The sequence below is a fragment of the Cupriavidus sp. R6-3 genome, from assembly GCF_059772245.1.
The window spans coordinates 1-22,446 of the sequence record NZ_JCBAJO010000034.1 but is presented as its reverse complement, the minus strand read 5'-3'; the positions used below and the strand labels follow the sequence as shown (position 1 = coordinate 22,446).

Genomic DNA, 22,446 nt, shown 5'->3' with positions numbered 1-22,446 from the left:
TCTTTGCGGTGATGCTGTGGTGGTACATGGCCTTGCGGATTGACGGGAAGCGAAAACGGGAGGTGTCGGATGACTGACCAAGAGATACACGCTCTGTGCATGCAGTGGGCCTACTGGTGCCACACGCGCAAATACTTCGCGCCGCCTGTGCCGCAGAACATCCTGGCGCAGATGCAGCCTAGGACGCGGGCGCCCAAGGAGCCAGACGGCCCGCTCGATCCCGATCTGGCGTTCCTGAACATGGCGGTACACGGCCTGGCGGACGAGGAACCGGCAGAGGCTATCTGTTTCAGCCTGTACTACTTCCACGGCATCCGGCCCGTCAAGACGATTGCGGGCGCCATGGGGATCGGAACCCGGACGTTCTATGACCGGCTGCATCGGTTTGCTCGCCGCGCCCACAAGCTGGCAGCGACGATCAAACGGGTGCATCTGGCGAACGTTCAGGAGCTGGCCGAGGCGGTCGATTAAGTGTGCGGATTTTCCCGCGCAATTTAGCTCCGCACGAATTCTGTAGTTTTGCTACAGTTTGTGCAACGCTGGAGTGAGTAGCCAGCAACCGAAGCCCGCCGTTGAGCGGGCTTTTTCTTTTGGACGCCCATGACCATAGACCAGCGGTTAAAAGAATGGGCGACGCCACGGCAAATCGAGATCATCGAGGCGCTGGAACAGCACGGATCGGAGCGGAAAGCTGCGGCGGCGCTAGGCGTCGCTCGTGGCACGATCAGTACGGCGATCATCGGCCTGAAGAAGCGCGCTGCTCAGGCGGGCTACTCACCGGCGCATGACATGACGCGCACCGTGCCGGATGGCTACCGGGTGCGTGGGGTTTCCACGTATTACGGCAAGGACGGCAAGCCCGTCGGTCAGTGGGTCAAGTCGGCGGTGGACCAAGAGCGCATGCGAGAGATCATGCGCGAGGCGTTTGACGCGATGGCAGAAAGCCTGCCGCGCGTTGATCCTGCCCCCCATGAGTGGGGGAATATCTCGGCCCTGTGCAATCTGGTGGTATTCACCGACTACCACATGGGCATGCTGGCGTGGCACAAGGAAGGCGGCGCGGATTGGGACATCGGCATTGCCGAGCGGCTGTTACTGGCGAGCTTCCTGCATATGGTCGAGGCTGCCCCGGCTGCTGGGACATGCGTCCTGTCGATCCAAGGGGATTTCCTGCACAGCGACGGGCTGTTGCCGGTGACTCCGACGAACAAGCACGTCCTAGACCAGGATGGGCGCTTCTCGAAGATCGTGGCCGCGTCGATCCGCGTGCTTCGGCGGCTGATTGACCATGCGCTGCGCAAACATGCCAAGGTGCATCTGGTCATAGCCGAAGGAAATCACGATGAGGCCAGCTCCGTCTGGCTGCGTCAGATGTTCGCGGCGCTGTACGAGAAGGAGCCGCGCCTGTCGGTGAACGACTCGGAGCTGCCGTATTACGTCTACCAGCACGGCGACGTGATGCTGGCCTTTCATCACGGGCACAAGACGACCAACGAACAGATGCCGTTGCTGTTCGCAGCGCAGTTCCCGAAGATGTGGGGCGCCACGACCAAGCGCTACTGCCACACGGGCCATCGGCACCACGTGGACGAGAAAGAGTATTCGGGCATGATCGTCACCCAGCATCCGACGCTGGCGGCACGGGATGCCTACGCAGCGCGCGGAGGCTGGATCTCCGAGCGGGCGGCAAGCACGATCACCTACCACGAGAAGTATGGGCAGGTAGCCCGCACCATCGTGACGCCCGAAATGTTCCAGCATGGCTAAGAAGTGGCCGGAAGGCGTAGCCATGGTGGAGGTGCCCATCTACGGGCAACGGGTCTGGCTGGTCTTCGACCGCGAGACGGACCGCGAGGTGCGCGACTTCTTCGGCGTTGAGCCAGCGGCTGAATCGGTCGCAGGGCACGCCGGGGTATTCACGCAGCGAGACTCGGGCCGCGCCGAGTTTGTCCTTGCCGCGTTCGCCAGCAAGGATTCTGCGGATTGGGTCTGCACTGCCAGCCATGAGTGCGTGCACATGGCGTATTACGTGCTGGACTGTGTGGGCGTCGAACATGACGCGGGCAACCACGAGGCATTCGCCTATCTGCAAGGCTGGTTGCTCGGCGAAGTGATGGCGGCCTATGCGAAGTGGCGCAAGAAAAAGCGCGTCAAGTGATGCGCCAATTCGGCGTTAGTTGGCTAGAATCGAATTGTAGTTTCTTCACGCATGGCGGTTGCGACAATGCCAGCGCACGACCTGAAATCGTGTTGCTTCAGCCGCCAGCCGTGAGGGTTCAGGGTTGCGAGATCGCGGCCGCCCTCAACGAGTTTCATTGCTTGTCTCCTCCTAGGTGATTCATCACCTCTTAGCCCTACCGGGTAACACCGGTGGGGCTTTTGTTTTTGGAGCGTTGCCATGTTTGGGCTGATTAAGTCGTTGAGTGACCTCGCAGGTGATGTGCTGACTGTGGTCACCAAGCCGGTCGAGATGGTCGTTGACATCGCGGATGCAGCGATCAAGCCGTTGGCCGATGCCGCGAAGGATGTGGCCGACGATGTGAAGTCCATCAAGGACTAGCCATGTGGTTCCTTCTCCTGTTCGCCATCCAAGTGGCAACGGGAGAAGCATTCCTCGCGCAGCGGATAGACACCGAGACACAGAAAGCATGCGTCGCTACGGCGGCGGAGATAGAGGCGGTCACGCAGAAGCCAGAAGGCTTTGTGCTCGTGGCCGTATGTCAAGCGGACATCTGAAGGACAACCAACAGAGGGCGACCAACCCGGTAGCGGGAGTCGCAAATGGAAATGGCACGACCCAGCAGTTATCGAGAGGAATACGCAGAGCAGGCAAGAAAGCTCTGTCTGTTGGGCGCGACCGACAAGGAAATGGCTGACTTCTTCGGCGTGTCCGAGCAAACGCTGAATGCCTGGAAGAATGCGCATCCGGAGTTTCTTGAGGCCCTAAAAAAGGGCAAGGCTCAAGCAGACGCGGATGTAGCCGACCGCCTGTATCAGCGGGCAATGGGCTATTCCCATCCTGCGGTCAAGATCATGGTGGTTGGTGGCGAGGTCAAGCAGGAGCCGTACACCGAGCATTACCCGCCCGATACGACTGCGGCGATCTTCTGGCTCAAGAACCGGGCGCGCACGAAGTGGCGGGACAAGGTGGATCAGGAAATCAGCGGGCCGGATGGCAAGCCGATTGAGCAAAACCTTAAGGTTGAGTTCGTCAACCCGTGAGCGCGCAGTTTCCTGAAAAGCTGCGGTTCCTGTTTCAGCCGTATCGCTACAAGGTCGCACACGGTGGCCGGGGTAGCGGCAAGTCGTGGAGCTTTGCAAGGGCGCTGCTGATACAGGGCGCCTCGCAGACTCTGCGCATCGGGTGCTTCCGCGAGGTGCAGAAGTCCATCAAGGACTCGGTGCACAAGCTGCTGGCCGATCAGATCCAGTCGCTCGGCCTTGGTGGCTTCTACGAGGTGCTGGAGACCACGATCCGGGGCCAGAACGGGACCGAGTTCCTGTTTGCTGGCCTGGCGCAGCATACGGTCGATTCGATCAAGTCGTACGAGGGGCTGGATCGCGCGTGGGTCGAGGAAGGACAGAGCGTCAGCAAGCGCTCTTGGGATGTCCTGATCCCGACGATCCGCAAGGCTGGCTCGGAAATCTGGATCAGTCTGAATCCCGAGCTGGAGACGGACGAGACGTACCAGCGCTTCATCGCCAACCCGCCGCCAAATTCGTGCGTGGTGTCGGTGAACTACCACGACAACCCGTGGTTCAGCGAAGAACTGGAAGCGGAGCGTATCCACTGCCAGAAGACCGCGCCGAAGGACTACGACAACATCTGGCTCGGCAAGTGCAAGCCCGCTGTCACTGGCGCGATCTACTACGACGAGGTAGCAGCGGCTGAGGCTAGCGGGCGGATTGCTCACGTGCCGTATGACCCGATGCTGAAGGTGCATGGCATTTGGGACTTGGGCTGGAATGACGCGATGACGATCATTCTGGTGCAGAAGTCGGCGTCGGCGCTGATGGTCATCGACTACATCGAGGACTCGCACAAGACGTACGACCAGTACTCGGCGCTGCTGCGAGAGCGGCGGCTGAACTGGGGTTCGATGTATCTGCCGCATGACGGCAAGCATGGCAATCCGCAGACCGGCAAGAGCGCCGTGGACGTGCTGACGGCGCTTGGCTGGGACGTGAAGATGACGCCGAACATGGCGGTCGAGGAAGGGATTCGGCAAGCCCGGATGACCTTCCCGCGCGTGTACTTCGACAAGGCCAAGGCCGAGCGGCTGATCCAGTGCCTGAAGCGCTATCGCCGCAGTATCAGCCAGCAGACGCAGGAAGCCGGAGCGCCGCTGCACGACGAGTGGTCGCACGGGGCCGATGCGTTCCGGTACATGTGCATCAACGCCGAGAAGCTGACGAACGAGGATTGGGGCGGGCAACCGCTGAACTACCCGCAACTAGGAATCGTGTGAGCCGCCTTGAGCGGCTTTTCTTATGCCCAAGATGAAACCCGAGGACTTCGACGGTCTGGTCGATCAAGAGGTGCAAGCCGCCGTATGGTGGCAAGACTCGAACATCAAGCCAGAGCGCGAACGCAACTACCAGTATTACCTGGGCCTCCCCTTGGGCAACGAGGTCGCGGGGCGCTCGCAGGTCGTTTCGTGGGATGTGTTCGAGACGGTCGAATCCGTTCTGCCCGACCTGCTGGAAACGTTCCTGGCGCGCGACAACATCGCCGACTTCGCGCCTGGTGGGCCGGAGGACGAGGAATTCGCCGCGCAGGCGTCGGACTACATCAACTACCTTGTCACCAAGCGCAATCCGGGCTTCCTGATCTTCAATACGTGGTTCAAGGACGCGCTCCTTGCCAAGATCGGCATTGTCCGCGCGTACTGGAGCGACAAGCGCACGGTCAAGAAAGAGGAATACGAGGGCCTGGACGAGGATGCGCTCGTCCGTCTGCTGGACCGGGAAGGCGTCGAGGTCATCGAGCAATCGTCTTACCCTGATCCGGAGGACGAGAAGCAGCGCCAGCAGGCAGCGTCCGCGCTCAACGCGATGGCGCCTGAGCAGGCGCAGCAAGTCCTGATGCTGCTCCAGCAGCCGCCCAAGATGCTGTACGACGTGACCATTCGCATCACACGGCAGAAGGGTCAGGTCTGCATCGAGAACGTGCGCCCGGAAACGTTCGTCGTGTCCAAGAGTGCGACCAGGCTGTGCGACGCCATCGTGCAGGGCGAGCTGCGCCCGTTCAAGCGGTCTGATCTTGTCGAGATGGGCGTTGACAAGGCCAAGGCGATGGCAGTCCTGGACTACAGCGTGACGAACCTCGAGATCGGGGACTCGCTGAAGGAGAAGGCCGAGCACGAGACGCAAAGCTGGCGGTTCGACACCGAGCCGACGCTGGACGAGACGACAGAGGAAGTGCTGTTGTTCTGCGGCTACGTGCTGGCAGACGTGGATGGCGACGGTGAGGCGGAATGGCACTACGTGCTGCGCGGCTCCGAGACGCTGATGAGCAAGGAAGTGGATGGTCCGGACTTCTGCGTCCTGACGCCGATCCCGATTCCGCATGCTGTCGTGGGCATGGCGCTGGCCGATCCTGTCGCGCCGTTGCAGTCGATCAATACTGCGCTGCAACGTCAGTATCTCGACTCGCTGTACCTGGCGAACAACCCGCGTACGTACGTCAACACCGACGCAAAGGTCAATCTTGACGACCTGCTGAACAACCGCATTGGCGGGATCGTTCGCGGGCAAGGCGCAGCAAACATGGCTGTGGCGCCGCTGACGACCAACATCGTCGCGCGGGATGCCCTCGAAGGCATCGAGTTCATGGATGCCCGCAAGGAACAGCGCACGGGCGTCACGCGCTACAACCAAGGTTTGGACGCCGACAGCCTGAACAAGACGGCTACGGGCGTCACCAAGATCATGACGAAGGGCGACAAGCGCATCCTCATGATCGCCCGCATCTTCGCTGAGACGGGCGTCAAAGACCTGTTCCGGCTGGTCCTGAAGCTGGTGTGTCAGCACCAGAACAAGCCCGATGTCATCCGTCTGCGCAACAAGTGGGTGTCCTTTGACCCGCGTGCATGGTCCGACGAGATGGATGCCACGATTGAAATCGGCGGCGATCCGGCAGAGCAAGTCCCGATGTGGGACGGAATCATCGCCATGCAGACGCAGGCGCTGCAATCCGGCGCGCCCATCGCGGACATGAAGACCCTGTACCGCGCAATCATGCAGCGCATGAAGGCGATGAAGGTCAAGGGCGCAGAACAGTACTGGATCGACCCGGAACAGGCCCCGCCGCCCGAGCCGCCGCAGCCGTCGCCGGAGGAAGTTCTGGCGAAAGCCGAGGTCGAGAAGGCGCAGATCAAGGCGCAGACGGACCGCGAGAAGATGGCGAACGACCGCGAGCTGGAGCAGATCCGGCTGCAAATCGAGCTGGTCAAGCTGCGTCAGCGGGAAGTGGAACTTGGCATCAAGGACCGCGACTCGATGGTCAATGCGGCAGTGCAAGCCGACGAGCAAGAGCGCAAGGACCGGCAAGAAGTTACCGGCATGGTGCAAAACGCATTCGGGATGATGAATGGACGACCAAGCGAGATTTGAGATCGACCGGGGCGACCGGGCCAAGCGGATTCTGGAAGATCCGCTGGTGGTCGAGGCGCTGGCCGCGATCAAGCAGGGGGCCGTGGACGCGTGGGTTGCCACCGATGGCCGCGACGTAGAAGCGCGGGAATACCTGCATCGCTTCCTAAAGGCGGTTGGTCGGTTCGAGGCGGTGTTTGCCAGCTATATCCAGACCGGCGAGCTTCAGCGCAAGTACATCGAGCAGGAAGAAGAACGCAAGTCGATCATGCAACGGACTTTGGAGAGGATCAGAGGATGAAGGAAGTCAAAGAAGCGAAGGCCGCCGAGACGCTGGAAGCCTTCATTGGTCGTCACGAGGCGGCAGCACAGAAGCTGGGCGTTGTGGTGACCCGCATCGTGTTCCCCGGCGCTGAAAGCCGCATCTTCCCGGGCGTCTACGCAGGCATCCCGGTCGAGGATGGCAAGCCGCTGGCGGTCTACAGCGACGGCAGCACGCACGCATGAAAGCCACGATCACCGAGACGGGCACTCTCGTCGTGACGCCTGAGACGGCGTTGGAGACGTTCGCTCTGACCAAATGGGCCGAACTGGCCCTGTGTGGGCAGCACACCGTTGGCAGTGACGTGACGGGCGAGACGTTCACGCTCCTGCGTGGCGCCAAGCTGATCGTCAACGGAAACCTGACCCAGCAAGCATGATTTCCGGGCCTGTCGCTAGCCCTTGATAGCGACCCGAAGAAAGACCAACCGAACAGCCCGCCTCGTGCGGGCTTTTTTGTTACTTCACGTGAGACCAGCTTCGGCCAGTGAAGATTTGTTTGATGGTGTTCCTGTTGACGCCGTAGAGGCGCCCTAGCGACGAGTATGTTTCGCCGGACTGCACAAGCAAGCGAATTTCGCGAACGTCGGCCTCTGTCAGCTTTGCGCAGTAGTGCTTCTCGCCTGCTGGGCAACGAGGTCGCCGAAGCGTCTGGAAGGCGTGAACAGCGTTTGCGCTTGGGCTAACCCATTCCAGGTTTTCCGGCCAATTGTGCGATGGGTCGCCATCAATGTGGTTCACCCATGGCGCATCCATCGGCGGGGCCCCGTGAAACGCCTGGCATATCAGGCGGTGGACCGAACGGACGTGTTCACTGCCGTTTATCGACAGGGTGACGCGCTCATATCCGAGCGCGGACTTGTACGGCATAAGGGGTAATTCTTTGCCTAAACGCCGTACTCGTCCGAGGTTTGAAACCTCGTAGAAGTCGGGGAAATCAGGTGAGGCGACCCAGTTCTCGATCATCTCAATCTCCGCAAATTGAGTGGCTCCGTGGAAGGCAGGGCAACTGGCACGGAAACCAGCTTTCGCCCCGTCGGGCTAGCCCTGCACTAACAGTCTAGCGGATTTTGGCTTATCGCGTGCCATTGAACGCGGTGGAAAAGGGAGACCAACCGGTTCCCGGAGTCGTAACTTTTTAAAGGACTCACTGATGGAAGGCATCAACACCGTAGAGGACTTTGCCCAAGCGATGGCAGCCGCTGAGGAGCCGGAAGGCACCGAAGCGCAGGAAGTCGAGAACGCCCAACCCGAAGAAGTGGAGGCGCAAAACGACGACCAGCCGGAGCAAGAGCAGGACGAGGCGGAAACCGACGAACCCACCGATCCGGACGAGCCGGAGAGCGATCAACCCGAAGCGGAGTCGCTTGATGAGAAGGTGGTGACGTGGGAAACCGCATCCGGTGAAAAGTTCGAAGTGCCGGTGGCCGAGCTGAAGCAAGGCTACATGCGCAATCAGGACTACACGCACAAGACGCAGCAGTTGGCGAAAGAGCGTGAGATCGTCCAGCAGGAAGTCCAGCAGCAGTTCCAACGAGCGGAGGAATTCGCGCAGGAACTTGGCGCGCTGCACGCACAGAACTCGTACATCCACCAGCTCGAAGCGGCCTTGGGCCAAATCGACCGGAATACGGACCCTGTGACGTACAACACGGTCGCTAATGACCTGATTCTGGCCCGTCAACAGCGATCCGACTTGGCCGGTCGGATCGCGCAGGTACAGCAGCAACGCACTTATGCGCAGCAGCAGGCCATGCTGGAAGCGCAGAAGCAAGCGGTTGCCGAGCTGTCCGCGGGGCCGAACGCTATTCCCGGTTTCGGCAAGGAACTGGTGCACAAGCTCAACCAAACGGGGCGCGACTATGGCTTTTCCGATCAGGAACTAGCCATGACGACCGACCCGCGTTATCTGCGCGTCCTTCACGACGCGATGCAGTGGCGCGAGGCCCAGGCGAAAAAGCCGGAAGTTGTCAAGAAGGTCAAGCAAGCCCCCCCGAAGCCCGCGAAGCAGACGGCATCCCGCCCTGCCAGCGACATCGAAAAGACCGTCAAGCAGTTCAAGTCGAAGCCCACATTGGATGGGCTGGCTGCGCTGCTGGCGCAACAGTACAAGGGGTAACACCATGGCACAACTTGCCAATTCGTTCGCAACGTTCAACGCGGTGGGCAACCGCGAGCAGCTCGCCAACGCGATCTACAACATCTCGCCCGAGGAAACGCCCTTCGTTTCGTCCATCGGCAAGGGCAAAGCCGGTGGCGTGTACGAGGAATGGCAGACCGACGCACTGGCCGCCGCCTCGAACAACAAGGTCGAGCAGGGCAACGAATCCACCGTCGTCGCAGTGACGCCGACCGTGCGCGTGGGCAACCGCACGCAGATCTCCGAGAAGGTGTACGCCGTCACCGGCACGCAGGAAGTCGTGGCGAAGGCTGGCCGCACCTCGGAACTGGCGTACCAGGACGCCAAGAAGATGGTCGAGCTCAAGCGCGACATCGAGTTCGCCTGCCTGCAAAACACCACGGCCATCGCTGCGGCTGCTGGCGTTCCGGGTCAGTCGCGCGGTGTGCTTGGCTGGCTGGACACCAACACCGACTTTGGTGCCACCGGGGCCGACCCGAACCCGATCACCAACACCGCGCCCACCGATGGCACGCTGCGGACCTTCACCGAAGCGCACCTGAAGACCGTAGCGCAGAAGTGCTGGGAGTCGGGGGGCAACCCGACCATGATGTTCGTGCCGGCTGCCCTGCGGGCGACCGTCTCGGGCTTCACCGGTTCGGCCACCAAGTTCGACAAGACCGAAGACAAGACGCTGTACGCGACTGTCGAGGTGTATGTCGGTGACTTCGGCCGCTACAGCATCGTGAACTCGCGCCACCAGCGCGCCCGCGAAGTGTTCCTGATTCAGCCGGACATGTGGCAACTGCTGACCCTGCGCCCGATGCAAGGCCAGGAACTGGCGAAGACCGGCGACAACAAGAAGCGTCTGGTGAACACCGAGTACACGCTGAAGTGCAACAACGAAGCGGCGAGCGGCGCGATTCGCGACCTGCAAGCCTAAGCAACCTTCACCAACCTTGGAGCCGTCCGGTTTGCGCCGGGCGGCTTTTTTATGTCCAAACGCCTACTGACCAGCGGTGTTTCCACCACGTTTTTCCACGAAGAACAGGATGGAAAAATCGCCATCGAATCCGTAGCGGATGTTGAGCCGATCATTGAGCGGGCCAAAGCCTTGCACAACGCCGGGATGAACCGTACCGGCATGGGTGACAGGCATGTTGCTTCCATCCCGATCATCGTGCTCGACGCATGGGCGCGCAAGCGCGGGCTGACCTTCCAGAACGTCATGCAGGACCAATCGCTGATGTCGCAATTCCTGCAAGACCCCGACCACTCGTACTTCATCATCGATAAGGCATCGGTCAAATGAAAGTCTTCACCCCCATCCCTGGCGCATCCATCACCATCGCAGCTACTGAGGCGTCGGCTTCTGGCTCGGTCCCTGTGGCAGCCCGTAGCGCAGGCTTTATCCGCATCGTCGTCACCGGTCCCGCGCCGGCTCGTGTCCGCTGGGGCAAAGGCGCGCAGACCGCTGTCGCCGGCGATGCACTGATCCCCGTCAACGGCGAACTGGTGGCTGCGCTCAACGGCGCCGATACCGTCGCGGCGATCTGCGACGCGGGTGGCACTGCATCGGTCGAAGTGGCATTCGGACAAGCACTGTGAGCATTTTGGATTACGACGACCTGAAGGCAAGGGTCGGTCAGTGGCTCAAGCGCACTGACCTGGCCGACGTTTCCGGGGATTTCGTCATGCTGTTTGAAGCACGCTTCAATCGGAACGTGCGCGTGCGGCAGATGGAATCTACCTATTCGCAAGCGATCTCCGACAGGTCGGTAACGCTTCCCGAAGACTGGTTGGAGTTGATCGGCAAGCCGACGCTGAACGGCAAGCCGCAGAGCTTCATCACGCGGGACCAGTACAAGACGCTCGACGGCGCGATTCCGGTCTACGAGGACGGCTATTTCTCGATCTTTGGTTCGACTTTGAAGCTCGGTGGCGACGTTTCCGAAGGCCCGACGCTTGAATTCGACTACTACGCGAAGCTGCCTAGCCTGTCAGTCGCCAACCCGAGCAACTGGCTGCTTGCTGATGGTCCGGACATTTACCTGTATGGGTCGCTGCTGGAGGCGGAGCCGTATCTGAAGAACGATCCGCGTATCGAGACGTGGCGCGGTCTGCTGCAAGTCGCCATGACTGACATGCAGAACGCATCGGACAAGGCCAAGTACTCGGGCGGCACCTTGGAAATCCGCCAGCCATGCTGAACAAGCTGATTGGCTTTGCGCCGGATCTGGATACGACCACGCCGGGCGTCCTCGTGGATTGCTCGATGATGATCCCAGGTACGAAAGGCATGCGCGCCGCCCCGTCGCCGGTCAATGCGGGGCTTCCTGCGTTGGCGGCTCCCGCTGTTGGCGCGGCGCTGGTGACCCGCTTGGACAACGCCAAGCGGTTCTTCGTCGGGACTAGCACGAAGTTGTATGAACGCGTAGGCGTAACGTGGGATGACGTGTCGCGAGCGAGCCCGTACACAGCGATTGTTGACGGGCATTGGCGTTTTGCACAGTTCGGCAACGCGTCGCTGGCGACGAACGGGGCGGACCCGATTCAAGCGAGCATCTCGGGAGATTTCGCCGACATTTCTGGCGCGCCCCGGGCCATGATCATCGAGACGACGCAGGGATTCGTCTTCGCGTTCAATACGATTGATGGCACCTACGGGCAGCGGCCCGATGCGTGGTGGTGTTCCGGCATCTACGATCACACGATTTGGACGCCAGCCATCGCTACGCAGTGCGCAACGGGACGTTTGCTCGACTCCCCGGGGGAAATCCGCGCAGCGCGGGCCTTGGGCGCAGATATGGTGGCCTACAAAGAGCGTTCGATGTACGTCGGCCGCTATCAAGGCCCTCCGGTGGTGTGGTCTTGGGAGTTGGTGCCAGGCGAAATCGGCGCGACCAATCAGGAATGCGTGGTTTCCATCGGAACGGCACACGTTTTCATCGGCTGGGATAACTTCTACATCTTCGACGGCACGCGACCGCAGGCCATCGGCGATTCGGTCAAAACGTGGTTCTTCAGCGACTTGAACGCGTCGTATCGCTACCGGATTCTCGGCCAGCACGACCCGGTCAACGGACTGGTGTACTGGTATTACCCGTCGAATGCCAGCAGCGACGGCACTATCGACTCGTGCATCGTCTACAACTACCGACGCAACCAGTGGGGGCGCGCCAATCGCCGAATTCAGGTCGCTATCGAGTATTCGTCCACGCAGATCACGTACGACGGGCTCGGTAGCCTGTATTCCACGTACGACAATCTTCCGCAGATCCCCTACGACTCGCCATTCTGGCTAGCCTCGTCGCCTGTTCCTGCTGTGATCGACTCCACCAACACCGTCGTGCAGATGACCGGAGGTGGCGCTGATTCGAGCATGACGACGGGGGACTTCGGCGACGACTGGCAGTACACGACGCTTCGCAACATCCGCATCCGGTGTTCTCAAGACCCCACGACGGGGACGTGCCAGACCTACCAGCATGCGACGTTGGGCGGCCCATTGCAGCTTGGCGTTAGCTCGATCCTGGATGACGGCAAGTTCGATGTGTTGTGCTCGGATAGGTATCACCGAATCCGAATGGATTTTACCGGCGATGTCGAGGTGATCGGCTACGACCCGGATCTTGTGCCGGACGGCTTCCGATGAGAGTTCCGAAGAGTCTCAACCTACCAGCCCCGAAGGAGGGGATTGCGTACCTACAGCAACTGGTGTCGAAGATCACCAGCGAGTGGGCTGGGATGGCAGCTCAGGTAAATGCCGCATCGGAAGGGATGATTCACGGCGCGACGAACGCGACGATCTCCCCCCCGACAACTGGCGAACACCAACACGGCGATTTCATTCGTAATTCCGCGCCGTCCGAGCTTGGCAGCGCGGGGAGCAAGTACGTCATTACTGGCTGGCTCTGCATCGCAGCGGGAACGCCGGGGACTTGGGTGCAATGTCGGGCTCTGACCGGAAACTGACCGTCCTTGCGGGTGAGGCGCTGGATGCCTACTGGACCATCGTGGGCGGCTACCTGGACGCTGCCCTCGGGCACAGCGAGGACGAACTGACCGCCGAGGATATCCGCGCCATGGTTCGCCTTGAACAAGCCTTCGTGCTCATCGTGATCGAGGGCGGCCAGATTTTAGCAGCGGGGGCCGTGGAGATCGTGCAATACCCCCGATACAAGGCCGCGAACATCATTGCGGTGGGTGGCCGACAAGTGTTTCTGCGCCGTTCCGAATTGGATTGGTTGCGAATGGTGGCTCGGGACATGGGCTGTAAGAAGCTTCAAACGTACTGCCGCCCGTCGATGGCGCGGCTCCTTGGAAGGCTGGGAATGCGTGAGGCATATCGAGTGATGAGGTGCGACCTATGAGCCGCTATCTGATGGAAGACGGCGTTGTCTACGACGCCAACGACAAGGGACCGGATCGCCGGCCCTTTTCTTTTGGCCGCAAGCTGTTCAAGGGCGGTGGCGGCGGCACGCAGACGACCAAGGTCGAACTTCCCGACTACGCGCGCCCGTATGCCGAGGAACTGATGCAGCGTAGCGGGGATATTTCCCGGCAAGCTGTTCCGCGCTACGAAGGCCAGACGCTGGCCGGTCTGAGCCCGGACCACTACCAGGCGATGGACCTGATCCGCTCCCGCGCGCTGAACGGCTCCGAGGACATCAACTCGGCCCGCAGCAACCTCGCCGCGACGATGCAGGGGCAGTATTTCCGTCCGACCGAGGTCAATCAGTACCAGGGCGCTACCAACGCCTATACCGGCGCACGGAACCCGTATGGCGGCCCGAATCCGTATCTGGATCAGGCCATCCAGAAAGCGCAAGGCGATATCAGCCGCAGCTACGCGGCGGGCACTGGTGCGCAGACGCTGGCGCAGTTCCGCAATGCTGGTGCCTTCGGTGGCTCTGCGATGCAGGAGACGCAGGACACGCAGAACCGCGCGCTGGCCGACACGCTATCGAACACGGCCAGCAACATGCGCATGCAGGACTACGGCATGCAGGCGCAGATCGCCAACCAAGACCTGTCGCGTAATGCTGACCTGTACGGGCAGGATCTCGCACGCAATGCCACGCTCGCGGAAAGCCGGATTGGCCGCAACGATCAAAACTACAACGCGGAACGCCAGCGCCAGATGCAGGGCATGATGTTTGCTCCGCAGCTTGCGAACACCGACTATCAGAACTATCAGGCGTTGCTTGGTGTGGGCGACATCGGGCGGGAAGCGCAACAGGCGCAGCTCAACGACGACTACACGCGCTGGAACAACATCGCCAACGAACGCTACAAGCAGCTCGAAATCCTCGCCAACGGGATCATGGGTGCGACCGGAGGCGGTATAGCTCGGAACATGACCGGGCCGAATCCGAATCAGCCAAACCGCACGGCTGGCGCCCTTGGTGGAGCCGCAAGCGGCGCGGCGATGGGGTCCATGTTTGGCCCTTGGGGCACGGCGATCGGCGGCGGCCTCGGGCTGCTGGGCGGCCTTTTCGGTTAAGGGGAAATCATGGGCATTTTTGACGGCCTGTCTGGCATCTTCGCCTCAGGCAACCACGAGTCCCCCCTTGGGGAGCTTGGTGGCAAATTTCAGAAGTACACCGACCCCATCGCCATGATCCCGGGCTTTGGTGACAAATGGGTTGACTGGACCAGCCACGATATTCCAAAGGCTTCCAATGAGGCCCTGAGCAAAGTCATGACGCCATTTGATCGCGTGGATGAAACGATCAACCCGGTTCGTCAGATCCCGATGGTCGACAAAGTTGGGGATGTGGTGCGCGATAAGCCGGCGAGCGCCATAGGGACCGCCGTGGGCAGCTTCTTTGCTGCGCCTGCGATGGCCGGCGCTGCGGGAATGGGCAGCGCGGGCGGAATGGCTAGCGGCTCTGCTGCTGGCTATGGAGGTGGCGTCGGCAGTTCGGTGCTGCCGGGAATCATGCCGGGTGGCACCGTGGGCGCAACATATGGTGGTGCTGGCGGCTTGGGAGCGTTCGGTGGCGGTGGGCTCGGAACCGGCTCCATCACCGGCGCGGGGGCTGGCGGCGGCATGATGCTAGGTGGCGGCGGCGCAAACTGGATGAACATGCTAGGTCAGATGGGCGGACAGCAGCGGCAGCAACAACAGCCAGCCCCGCAGATGCCCTCGATGCCGAGCGGCGGCGGTGGCGGCGGAAACATGCAGGGGCTGTTTTCGAGCCTGATGCTCAACGCTCAACCGCGCCAAGTGAACCCGACTGCGGGGCTTCTCAATATCCTGGGGTAAGACATGGCTGGACTCGATTTCTTGCTGGGCCAAGGCGGCGACGCAGATGCAGCCCGCATGGGGCTGCTATCGGCTGGCCTCGGCATTCTCGCCAACAACACGGGGCACTATGGTGCGGCAATGCCGGCGTTGGCTGCTGGGGGTCTAGCGGGTCTTCAGGGCTATCAGGGCGCCCGCCAAGCGCAGATTGACGAGGAACAGCGGCAGATGAAGCTGGCGCAGATGCGGCAGGAGCAGGAGCGCGCAGCGCGTACCGAGGCATATCGCCAGAAGATCGCGGGGGGTGCCGCCATCAATCCGATGGAGGCTTACGCCGCTGGCCTATCGCTGGATGACGTACAAAAGCTGGCCGAGTCAGGCAATTGGGGCAAGGCGGAAGTCAAGGAGTACAAGGAGGTACGGACTCCTGATGGCCGCGTGGAAATCGTCGGCTACGACAAGTACGGCAAGCCGGTATCCACTGGCGCAACGCCGTTCAAGGCGCCGGAATTCCGCGACCTTGGCGGCCAGGTTGTCGGTATCGATCCGATCACGCTCAAGCCGGTGTGGTCGGGTGCGAAAACCATGACGCCGGGGGAGGCCGCAAGCAACGCCATCGCTCGTGCGAACCTTGGTATCTCACAAGCCAGGCTTGCGATGGATCGGGCTGGCCCGGGGAACAATCCGATGCTCAAAGGCGCGCCGGCTGGCTATCGCTGGAACGCGCAAGGCAATCTTGAGCCTATTCCCGGAGGGCCGGCAGAGGTAGGCAAGGCGCCAACCGAATTTCAGGGCAAATCCGCAGTTTATGGTGCGCGCGCGGCGGAGGCGGACAAGATCATCTCGGGTCTGCAAGGCAAGTATTCGCCCGCAGCCATCGGAGCAAAGCAGGCCGCATCTGAGGTGCCCATTATCGGAGGGCTGCTCGGGGCCGCTGGCAACGTCATCCTTTCGCCTGAAAGCCAGCAAGCAGAACAAGCTCAGCGGGATTTCGTCAACGCCATGCTTCGTCAAGAATCCGGCGCTGCCATTTCGCCGGCAGAGTTTGACAACGCGCGTAAGCAATACTTCCCGCAACCCGGGGATACAGAAGCGGTGAAAGCGCAGAAAGCCCGCAACCGAGCCATTGCTATCCAAGGCTTGCAGAACAACGCGGGGAAGGCGAATTACACTCCGGCCGTGCCGAAGCAGTCTGGCGGCTGGTCCGCCAAGAGGATTGATTAATGCCGACGTATCGAGTGACTGGCCCGGATGGTGGCACCTACGAGGTCAATGCGCCGGAAGGGGCTACCGAACAGGACGCCATCGCCTACGTGCAGGCGCAGCAGACGCGCAAGGTCGATATGCCAGCGCCTGGCGCATCCTCGCTCAAGGGTTCGGCTGCTGGCGGTGTCTTCATGGGCGTGCGCGATGCCGTGGATGCTGGCGCGCAATTGTTGCGCCGTGCGGTGCCGGAGTCGATTGGAACCGCTGTCGATGAATTCGGGAACATGCTTGCCGATGCCGGGCTGCCTGTCGCGCGTTCTACTGGCGTACAAGGCGTGGATGCGGTCGTGAAGAACGCGAACCGGGAGTACGAGGATTCCCGTCGTCTCGCTGGCCGCGACGGCATCGACCTTGCACGTATTGGTGGCAACATCGCCAACCCGATCAATCGAATCGTCCCAATCGGTGGCGCGACCGCAGGCGGGGTAGCCGCTCGCGCGGGACTGCAAGGCGCCGTGTCCGGACTTGCTACCCCCGTGCTGAATACCGACAACTTCGGGGTCAACAAGGCCGCGCAAGTGGGCCTTGGCGGGGTGACTGGGGCCGCTGGCGGGTATTTGGCGGACAAAGCTATCGGAGCTGTGGGGCGAGGCGTAGAGGCGGCGAAGCGGAATCTAATGCCGCAGGCAACGCGAGCTAACGCAGCGACGCAGGCAGATCAGGCGATTGCGCAGGCCGCCGCGGACCAAGGAATGGATCTCGCGGCGATTCCGGAGAGCATCCTGGTCGGGGTCAAGAAGCAGGTTGCAGACGCATTCGCTAGCGGGAAGAATCTGGATGCCAGGGCGCTGCTACGCAAGGCAGAAGGCGACGCCATTCTTGGCCAGGGTCGTGGCCTTACGCTGGGCCAAGCTACGCGCGATCCCCAGCAATTCTCGCGTGAAATGAATCTACGCGGCGTTGATGGGGCTGGGGCGCCCCTGGCAGAACGCTTCGCAGCACAGAATCAAGCCTTGGTAGAAGCCCTGAACAAACGTGGTGCCGCTGCCGCGCCGGGGGAAATGGCGACAGGACAAGCGGTAATAGACACGCTGCGCCAGTACGATGCCGGCCTGCGCCGGAGTGTTGGGGATCTGTACGCGCAGGCCCGAGCCCTCAATGCAAACGATATTCCTCTCGACGCCCGTCAGTTCGCGGACAACGCGCTGGGTCGCCTGGAAAGCGAGATGAAAATCGGCTTCTTGCCGCCACAGGTACAGGGGATCGTCAACGACATCAGCCGGGGCAAGATTCCTCTGAATATCAGCACGTCGGAGCAAATCAAGTCCACCTTGGCCGAAGCCACCCGAGCCGCGCAACGCTCTGGCGACGGCAATACCGTGCGAGCGCTCGGCATCGTCCGCGACGCGCTGGAAGACGCTCGGCCAGCTACGACTCTAGGCGGGGAAGCGCAATCCGCCTTCGATGCCGCCCGTTCTGCCGCGCGTGAACGCTTTGGGAAGCTCGACAGCATCCCGGCACTGAAAGCCGCCGTGGAAGATATGGCGCCGGACAAGTTTTTCCAAAAACACGTGCTTGGCGCGAGCGCCCGCGATTTCGATGCCATGCTGAAGCTGGTGCCAGATCAGGCAAACACCATCCGCACGCAAACGCTGGACTATCTCAAGAGTAAGGCGCTGGGTGGGGCGAGCGATGAGGTCGGGAAGTTCTCTCAGTCGGCGTACAACAAGGCACTCAAGCAGATTGGCGATACCAAGCTGTTGGCGATGTTCCCGCCAGAGGAAGTTGCCGCCCTCAAGTCGGTAGGCCGCGTGGCGTCGTACATCCAGGCACAACCCGCTGGCTCTGCGGTGAATAATTCCAACACCGGTGCGGCAGTGATGAACCTGCTTGGCCAAATGAGCGGTCGCCTAGGGTCGTTCCCGGTGATCAACATCGCTCGGAACTCGGTGAACCAGTTCCTTGACGAGCGAGCGGCGGCGAACGCGCTTGCCGGCCAGATACCGGCCCAAGCGAAAGAAGCGCCCGTAAATGCGCTGCGTCCGCTCCTGCTGCCGTATGCGGGCCAAGGCGGCCTTCTTGGCGCCTATATGGGCCAGTAACTGATTCACCGCACCGCCACCAAGAGCGACTAGCGCGGCGCGTACCAGGTCGTTTTCCAAGAACACTCCCCAGCCGCCTCCGGGCGGCTTTTTCTTTTGGTGAGGTCAAATGCCAGTACCGAATACTATAGCCGATCTGAGCCAATCGGCCGGTTCCAACTACCCGCTGGGCACGGATACGGTCGGCCCGGATCTGGACAACTACCTGCGCGCTGGCTTTTCGTTCACGCGCCAGGTGTTTGACGGATCCTCCAACCTGTTAGGGAGCGTGGGCGGCACGGCAAACGCGATCACGGCGACGTGCCCGGTGCCGTTCACTGCGTACGTGAACGGCCAAACGTTCCGCTTCGTAGCGGCCAGCACCAACACCGGCGCGGCTACTATCAACATCAACGGGATTGGCGCGAAGGCGATCACCAAGGCGGGGAATGCTCCGCTGGTGGCGGGGGATATGCCTGCGGGTGCCGTCATCGAAGTGGTGTACGACGGCACGCAGTTTCAGATGGTGTCGCTGAGCCGCAATGGCCGGACGCTGTTGGTGGCGAATCGCACGTACTACGTGGCGACGACGGGTAACGACAGCAATGATGGCCTAAGCCCTAGCACCGCGTTTGCGACGCTGCAAAAAGCGTGGGACACGATCAAGAACACCTTGGATCTTGGGGGGTTCTCGGTAACTGTCAATGTGGCATCTGGAACGTATGCCCCTTTCATGCCGGCCGGTGCAATAGTTGGAGCTTCCGGTCCTGCCAGTGTCACGTTTGCTGGGGCAGCCGCTACGATCCAGACTTCGACGCTATCAGCAGCTATTGGCGCGAGTGCAGGCGCTCAGTTGACTGTTAGTGGCTTCACCATTTCCAACAGCTTGTCGAGCGCATCTGGTATCACGTCGTCCGGGTTCGGTACGCTGGTTGCCGTTGGCAGTGGCATGGCGTTCGCGTTCTGTTCTGGCTCGCACATGCTGGCGTATGCTGGGGGCATCATCAATGTAGTCGCCTCGTATGCGATCACTAGTGGTGCCGGAGCCCATCTTAATACCGCTAACAATGGCGTGATTTCTCTGCAAGGTGGCATCACAGTTGCAATTAGTGGAACCCAGGGCTTCCCAACCGCATTCGCTCTATCCACCGGGCTTTCGCAGATCAATGCGGGTGGAGTGACGTTCACGGGCACGGGTAGCGGCACCCGGTACAACGTCGGCTCAAACTCAATGATCAATAGTAATGGTGGCGGCCCCAACTATTTCCCCGGGAACAGCGCTGGCGTCTCCAGTTCGGGTGGGATTTACCTCTAAGCCTCCGCTCGGCAGCGCCCCAAGGGGCGATAAACAGCAAAGATGAAGTCGGGAGAGACATACCCTTCCGCTTCCAACCATTCTTCCATGCCTTGCAACAACTGGATAAGTCGCACATCGCTTTCTTTGGCCTCATCGAAGTTGTTCGCGATGCCATCGAACACGTGGTTAAGGATAGATCCGCCAAGAGACTTCAATTCCAAGCGCTCAAAGTACTGGTCTAGCGTACTGAGGATGTCTTCGGAGCGGACCGCTTCGGATGGATCGCCGGCAATGACTTCCTTTGCGGATGGACGGCGAGGCTTTGTCTTCACCAATTGTCCGTCCATCGAGAGGCGATACTTTGGGGGAAGTACGCGCAGGAAATCGGTCGCATACTGAATCTGCTCGTCGGACCATTGTTGGTAGTTCTTTCCAACGAAATCAACAACGAGCAGGTACCCATCATCCCTGATGGCTTCCGATATCACGCTCAGACAGATTTCCAGATTGGTGACATGGTGCAGTGAGTGAAAGAAGATGCCGAGGTCAATTGACCGAGGCGCCAAGGTCGGGGAATTTAGGTCCGCGACGTGGTAGGACAGATGTGAGGCCCCCATGGCCGCGGCCTTCTCGTTCGCGGATTGCACAAGCGTCGGATTGAGCTCGTACCCCTGAATCGCTTTTGCATGGAACCCCATTTCTACCAAAGTTCTTTCGAGGTGACCTCCGCCAGAGCCGAAGCTGCCAATCGCAATATCGGTTCTGCCGGCGAGGTATTTTTGGTGGAAGTAAGTGAGGTAGTGCTGATCCGTTGATCCAGTGACTAGACGGTTGTAGTACGCGTGCATGGTCTGCAATGCGCTTGCATTGTTCGCGCTGAATCGGCGCTGGGCGCCGTCATCAACGAGATGATCCCATGCATTCTCCGCAGTCCGCCTCACTCGTGAGAGTCTGCCGCGAACGGATGCTAACCGCGACAAGACTCGATCAAGCCATTGCGGAAGTAGCGATGCTGCCGGCGATTTAGTATCAACCGGCTGAACATTCTGCGACATAGTTGTCCCCCTTGTTATTCCATCGCAAGACGCCAGAGCATCGTATCGTAGCAGAGTGAAAAGGCACTGCGGTGCCTTGAAGTCAACAGGTTTCATCAACGCCCGCCACAGAGCGGGCATTTTTATTGGGGTCGCCCACATGCAGAACGAAATTGCCGCCAGCGCCGTGAAGGCAGCGCCCGCTATCACCGTGTCCGGTGCCACGATCTTCGGGATTGAGCTCCCGGACGCCGTGCTGATCCTTACTGGCATCTACACGATCCTGCAAACCATCTTCCTGATCCGGGACAAGCTTTTCCCCAAGCAGCCGACGAAGGTGGAAGGCGATGAGCCCTAATTTGCGAAGCCGACTCGTTGCGGCTGGCCTGGTGGCGGCCATTCCTCTGGTGGCAACCTTCGAGGGGCTGCGGCAGAAGGCGTATCTGGATCCGGTGGGCATCCCTACTGCCTGTTTCGGTGCCACGCATGGGGTCAAGCTGGGGCAGACGTACACGCGCGAGCAGTGCGACAACCTGCTTGCGAGCGATCTGCTGGAAGCGAATGCCGGTGTTGACTCGTGCGTTCGTGTGCCGTTGAACGAGGGGCAGCGCGTCGCCTTCGTGTCCTTTACCTACAACGTTGGCCGGAGCAAGTTCTGTGGCTCGACGCTTCTGCGCAAGCTCAACGATGGCAATTACGCGGGCGCGTGCAACGAGCTGACGCGGTGGGTCTATGCCAAGGGGATCAAGCTGCCAGGGCTGGTTAAGCGGCGTGAGAAGGAGCGGGCGATCTGCCTCGGGGGCGCGGCATGACGATGTTCAACCCAACCGCCGTGCTGGTGGCAATCGGCGTCACGCTTGCGCTGTCCACGGGCGCCTACGTCAAAGGGCGCTCCGATGGCGCCGAGAAAGAGCGCATCGCCCAACAGAAAGAGATCGAAAAATGGCGCACCAAGGCCGACAAGGCAGCCGCTGACCTAGAAACGGCGCGCGAGGCGAAGCGACCCAAGTACGCCGAGGCTGATCGGAAGATCGAGAAGGCAACAAATGAAAACCCTGTGTATCGTGATTGCCGCGCTGACGATGACAGCATGCGCGCCCTTAGGGACAAGATCAACGCCGCCAATTCCGGCAAGCCTGCTGCGGGAGTGCCCGCCGATCCGCCAGCTGGAGAATGATACCTTCGGGGCCATCCTGCGGGCCTACAGCGAATTGATTGGGCAGTATGGCGATTGCGCCGATAGCAAGCGAGCGCTGAACCGGGCGGTTTCGCCCTAAGTCGCTATACTGTATGGATGTCCAGTATAGAGCACGACTTCGACTGGCCGCCGCCGCCCACCTACACTTCAGCCGTGAGCCGGGAGTGGACTAGAGGAAGGGGATTTTCTGCCTTCGGAGGCGCGCCACTGTACGTATTCACAGTATTTTGTGATGCGCTAAGTCCTTGATTCTTCGTGGGACCAAAGCCAGACGCCTGTATGCAAATACAGTTGTTTAGGACTTTTAATCCGTTGGTCGCAGGTTCGAATCCTGCACGACCCACCA

The 22,446-nt window shown here is 60.8% G+C and carries 28 protein-coding genes; 26 read left to right on the top strand and 2 right to left on the bottom strand.

The genetic code is table 11. The features are described 5' to 3' along the window. Nucleotides 1–99: 99 nt before the first annotated feature. The 11 genes from AC6EI8_RS08925 (at nucleotide 100) to AC6EI8_RS08875 (ending at nucleotide 7,295) form a co-directional block, all read left to right on the top strand. Nucleotides 100–471, top strand: a complete 372-nt coding sequence (locus tag AC6EI8_RS08925; protein WP_498381758.1) for a hypothetical protein — start codon at nucleotides 100–102, stop codon at nucleotides 469–471. A 129-nt stretch (nucleotides 472–600) separates the two neighbouring features. After that, nucleotides 601–1,767, top strand: a complete 1,167-nt coding sequence (locus tag AC6EI8_RS08920) for a helix-turn-helix domain-containing protein (protein WP_498381757.1) — start codon at nucleotides 601–603, stop codon at nucleotides 1,765–1,767. Continuing rightward, on the top strand, nucleotides 1,760–2,158 hold the full coding sequence (locus AC6EI8_RS08915) for a hypothetical protein (RefSeq protein ID WP_498381756.1): 399 nt from the start codon (nucleotides 1,760–1,762) through the stop codon (nucleotides 2,156–2,158). Before AC6EI8_RS08920 ends, AC6EI8_RS08915 begins: the two co-directional genes overlap by 8 nt. 240 nt (nucleotides 2,159–2,398) lie before the next feature. Further along, a complete protein-coding gene (locus AC6EI8_RS08910; RefSeq protein ID WP_498381755.1) occupies nucleotides 2,399–2,560 on the top strand; it encodes a hypothetical protein in 162 nt (53 codons plus the stop codon). A gap of 2 nt (nucleotides 2,561–2,562) precedes the next feature. After that, entirely contained in the window at nucleotides 2,563–2,736 is a 174-nt protein-coding gene (locus AC6EI8_RS08905; protein WP_498381754.1) for a hypothetical protein, read from the top strand. Nucleotides 2,737–2,781: 45 nt separating this feature from the next. Continuing rightward, nucleotides 2,782–3,222 (top strand): helix-turn-helix domain-containing protein, encoded by a 441-nt coding sequence (locus AC6EI8_RS08900; protein ID WP_252252951.1) that lies wholly within the window; start codon nucleotides 2,782–2,784, stop codon nucleotides 3,220–3,222. Then, nucleotides 3,219–4,469: a PBSX family phage terminase large subunit gene (locus AC6EI8_RS08895; protein WP_498381753.1), complete on the top strand. Its 1,251-nt coding sequence runs from the start codon at nucleotides 3,219–3,221 to the stop codon at nucleotides 4,467–4,469. Before AC6EI8_RS08900 ends, AC6EI8_RS08895 begins: the two co-directional genes overlap by 4 nt. A gap of 22 nt (nucleotides 4,470–4,491) precedes the next feature. After that, complete coding sequence (locus AC6EI8_RS08890; protein WP_498381752.1) at nucleotides 4,492–6,615, top strand: portal protein; 2,124 nt, start codon at nucleotides 4,492–4,494, stop codon at nucleotides 6,613–6,615. Beyond that, on the top strand, nucleotides 6,593–6,895 hold the full coding sequence (locus AC6EI8_RS08885; protein WP_252252948.1) for a hypothetical protein: 303 nt from the start codon (nucleotides 6,593–6,595) through the stop codon (nucleotides 6,893–6,895). The genes AC6EI8_RS08890 and AC6EI8_RS08885 overlap by 23 nt, the downstream gene beginning before the upstream one ends. Then, nucleotides 6,892–7,101 carry a hypothetical protein gene (locus AC6EI8_RS08880; RefSeq protein WP_261668392.1) on the top strand — a complete coding sequence of 70 codons (210 nt, stop codon included), beginning with the start codon at nucleotides 6,892–6,894 and terminating at the stop codon, nucleotides 7,099–7,101. The genes AC6EI8_RS08885 and AC6EI8_RS08880 overlap by 4 nt, the downstream gene beginning before the upstream one ends. Beyond that, a complete protein-coding gene (locus tag AC6EI8_RS08875; RefSeq protein ID WP_498381751.1) occupies nucleotides 7,098–7,295 on the top strand; it encodes a hypothetical protein in 198 nt (65 codons plus the stop codon). The genes AC6EI8_RS08880 and AC6EI8_RS08875 overlap by 4 nt, the downstream gene beginning before the upstream one ends. 79 nt (nucleotides 7,296–7,374) lie before the next feature. Here the strand turns inward: AC6EI8_RS08875 and AC6EI8_RS08870 are convergent, their stop codons facing one another. Further along, nucleotides 7,375–7,881, bottom strand: a complete 507-nt coding sequence (locus AC6EI8_RS08870; protein WP_498381750.1) for an HNH endonuclease — start codon at nucleotides 7,879–7,881, stop codon at nucleotides 7,375–7,377. A 187-nt stretch (nucleotides 7,882–8,068) separates the two neighbouring features. Between AC6EI8_RS08870 and AC6EI8_RS08865 the strand changes: the two genes are divergently transcribed. The 12 genes from AC6EI8_RS08865 to AC6EI8_RS08810 all read left to right on the top strand — a co-directional run bounded on the left by AC6EI8_RS08865 (nucleotide 8,069) and on the right by AC6EI8_RS08810 (nucleotide 19,886). Then, a complete protein-coding gene (locus AC6EI8_RS08865) occupies nucleotides 8,069–9,034 on the top strand; it encodes a hypothetical protein (protein WP_498381749.1) in 966 nt (321 codons plus the stop codon). Beyond that, nucleotides 8,994–9,977: a DUF5309 domain-containing protein gene (locus tag AC6EI8_RS08860; protein ID WP_498381748.1), complete on the top strand. Its 984-nt coding sequence runs from the start codon at nucleotides 8,994–8,996 to the stop codon at nucleotides 9,975–9,977. The genes AC6EI8_RS08865 and AC6EI8_RS08860 overlap by 41 nt, the downstream gene beginning before the upstream one ends. A gap of 51 nt (nucleotides 9,978–10,028) precedes the next feature. Continuing rightward, nucleotides 10,029–10,346 (top strand): hypothetical protein, encoded by a 318-nt coding sequence (locus AC6EI8_RS08855; RefSeq protein ID WP_498381747.1) that lies wholly within the window; start codon nucleotides 10,029–10,031, stop codon nucleotides 10,344–10,346. Next, complete coding sequence (locus AC6EI8_RS08850) at nucleotides 10,343–10,642, top strand: hypothetical protein (RefSeq protein WP_498381746.1); 300 nt, start codon at nucleotides 10,343–10,345, stop codon at nucleotides 10,640–10,642. The genes AC6EI8_RS08855 and AC6EI8_RS08850 overlap by 4 nt, the downstream gene beginning before the upstream one ends. After that, complete coding sequence (locus tag AC6EI8_RS08845; RefSeq protein ID WP_498381745.1) at nucleotides 10,639–11,244, top strand: phage adaptor protein; 606 nt, start codon at nucleotides 10,639–10,641, stop codon at nucleotides 11,242–11,244. Before AC6EI8_RS08850 ends, AC6EI8_RS08845 begins: the two co-directional genes overlap by 4 nt. Further along, nucleotides 11,238–12,689, top strand: coding sequence for a hypothetical protein (locus AC6EI8_RS08840; RefSeq protein ID WP_498381744.1), 1,452 nt, complete (start codon nucleotides 11,238–11,240; stop codon nucleotides 12,687–12,689). The genes AC6EI8_RS08845 and AC6EI8_RS08840 overlap by 7 nt, the downstream gene beginning before the upstream one ends. 295 nt (nucleotides 12,690–12,984) lie before the next feature. After that, nucleotides 12,985–13,407, top strand: a complete 423-nt coding sequence (locus AC6EI8_RS08835; RefSeq protein ID WP_498381743.1) for a hypothetical protein — start codon at nucleotides 12,985–12,987, stop codon at nucleotides 13,405–13,407. Further along, complete coding sequence (locus tag AC6EI8_RS08830; RefSeq protein WP_498381742.1) at nucleotides 13,404–14,540, top strand: hypothetical protein; 1,137 nt, start codon at nucleotides 13,404–13,406, stop codon at nucleotides 14,538–14,540. The genes AC6EI8_RS08835 and AC6EI8_RS08830 overlap by 4 nt, the downstream gene beginning before the upstream one ends. Nucleotides 14,541–14,549: 9 nt before the next feature. Next, nucleotides 14,550–15,305: a hypothetical protein gene (locus AC6EI8_RS08825; RefSeq protein ID WP_498381741.1), complete on the top strand. Its 756-nt coding sequence runs from the start codon at nucleotides 14,550–14,552 to the stop codon at nucleotides 15,303–15,305. Between the two features lie 3 nt (nucleotides 15,306–15,308). Then, nucleotides 15,309–16,508: a hypothetical protein gene (locus AC6EI8_RS08820; RefSeq protein ID WP_498381740.1), complete on the top strand. Its 1,200-nt coding sequence runs from the start codon at nucleotides 15,309–15,311 to the stop codon at nucleotides 16,506–16,508. After that, nucleotides 16,508–18,592: a hypothetical protein gene (locus AC6EI8_RS08815; protein ID WP_498381739.1), complete on the top strand. Its 2,085-nt coding sequence runs from the start codon at nucleotides 16,508–16,510 to the stop codon at nucleotides 18,590–18,592. Before AC6EI8_RS08820 ends, AC6EI8_RS08815 begins: the two co-directional genes overlap by 1 nt. Before the next feature lie 109 nt (nucleotides 18,593–18,701). Then, a complete protein-coding gene (locus AC6EI8_RS08810; protein WP_498381738.1) occupies nucleotides 18,702–19,886 on the top strand; it encodes a hypothetical protein in 1,185 nt (394 codons plus the stop codon). Here the strand turns inward: AC6EI8_RS08810 and AC6EI8_RS08805 are convergent. After that, on the bottom strand, nucleotides 19,883–20,716 hold the full coding sequence (locus AC6EI8_RS08805) for a class I SAM-dependent methyltransferase (protein ID WP_498381737.1): 834 nt from the start codon (nucleotides 20,714–20,716) through the stop codon (nucleotides 19,883–19,885). The two genes, AC6EI8_RS08810 and AC6EI8_RS08805, sit on opposite strands and share 4 nt — an antisense overlap. 346 nt (nucleotides 20,717–21,062) lie before the next feature. Here AC6EI8_RS08805 and AC6EI8_RS08800 point away from each other — a divergent pair, with 346 nt between their 5' ends. From AC6EI8_RS08800 to AC6EI8_RS08790, 3 genes are read left to right on the top strand one after another with little or no spacing between them, the layout of a single operon-like run. Beyond that, the gene (locus AC6EI8_RS08800; RefSeq protein ID WP_498381736.1) at nucleotides 21,063–21,260 is read left to right on the top strand and encodes a hypothetical protein; all 198 of its coding nucleotides are present in this window, start codon (nucleotides 21,063–21,065) and stop codon (nucleotides 21,258–21,260) included. Continuing rightward, complete coding sequence (locus AC6EI8_RS08795; RefSeq protein WP_498381735.1) at nucleotides 21,250–21,714, top strand: lysozyme; 465 nt, start codon at nucleotides 21,250–21,252, stop codon at nucleotides 21,712–21,714. Before AC6EI8_RS08800 ends, AC6EI8_RS08795 begins: the two co-directional genes overlap by 11 nt. Beyond that, on the top strand, nucleotides 21,711–22,079 hold the full coding sequence (locus tag AC6EI8_RS08790) for a hypothetical protein (RefSeq protein WP_498381734.1): 369 nt from the start codon (nucleotides 21,711–21,713) through the stop codon (nucleotides 22,077–22,079). Before AC6EI8_RS08795 ends, AC6EI8_RS08790 begins: the two co-directional genes overlap by 4 nt. Nucleotides 22,080–22,446: the final 367 nt, after the last annotated feature.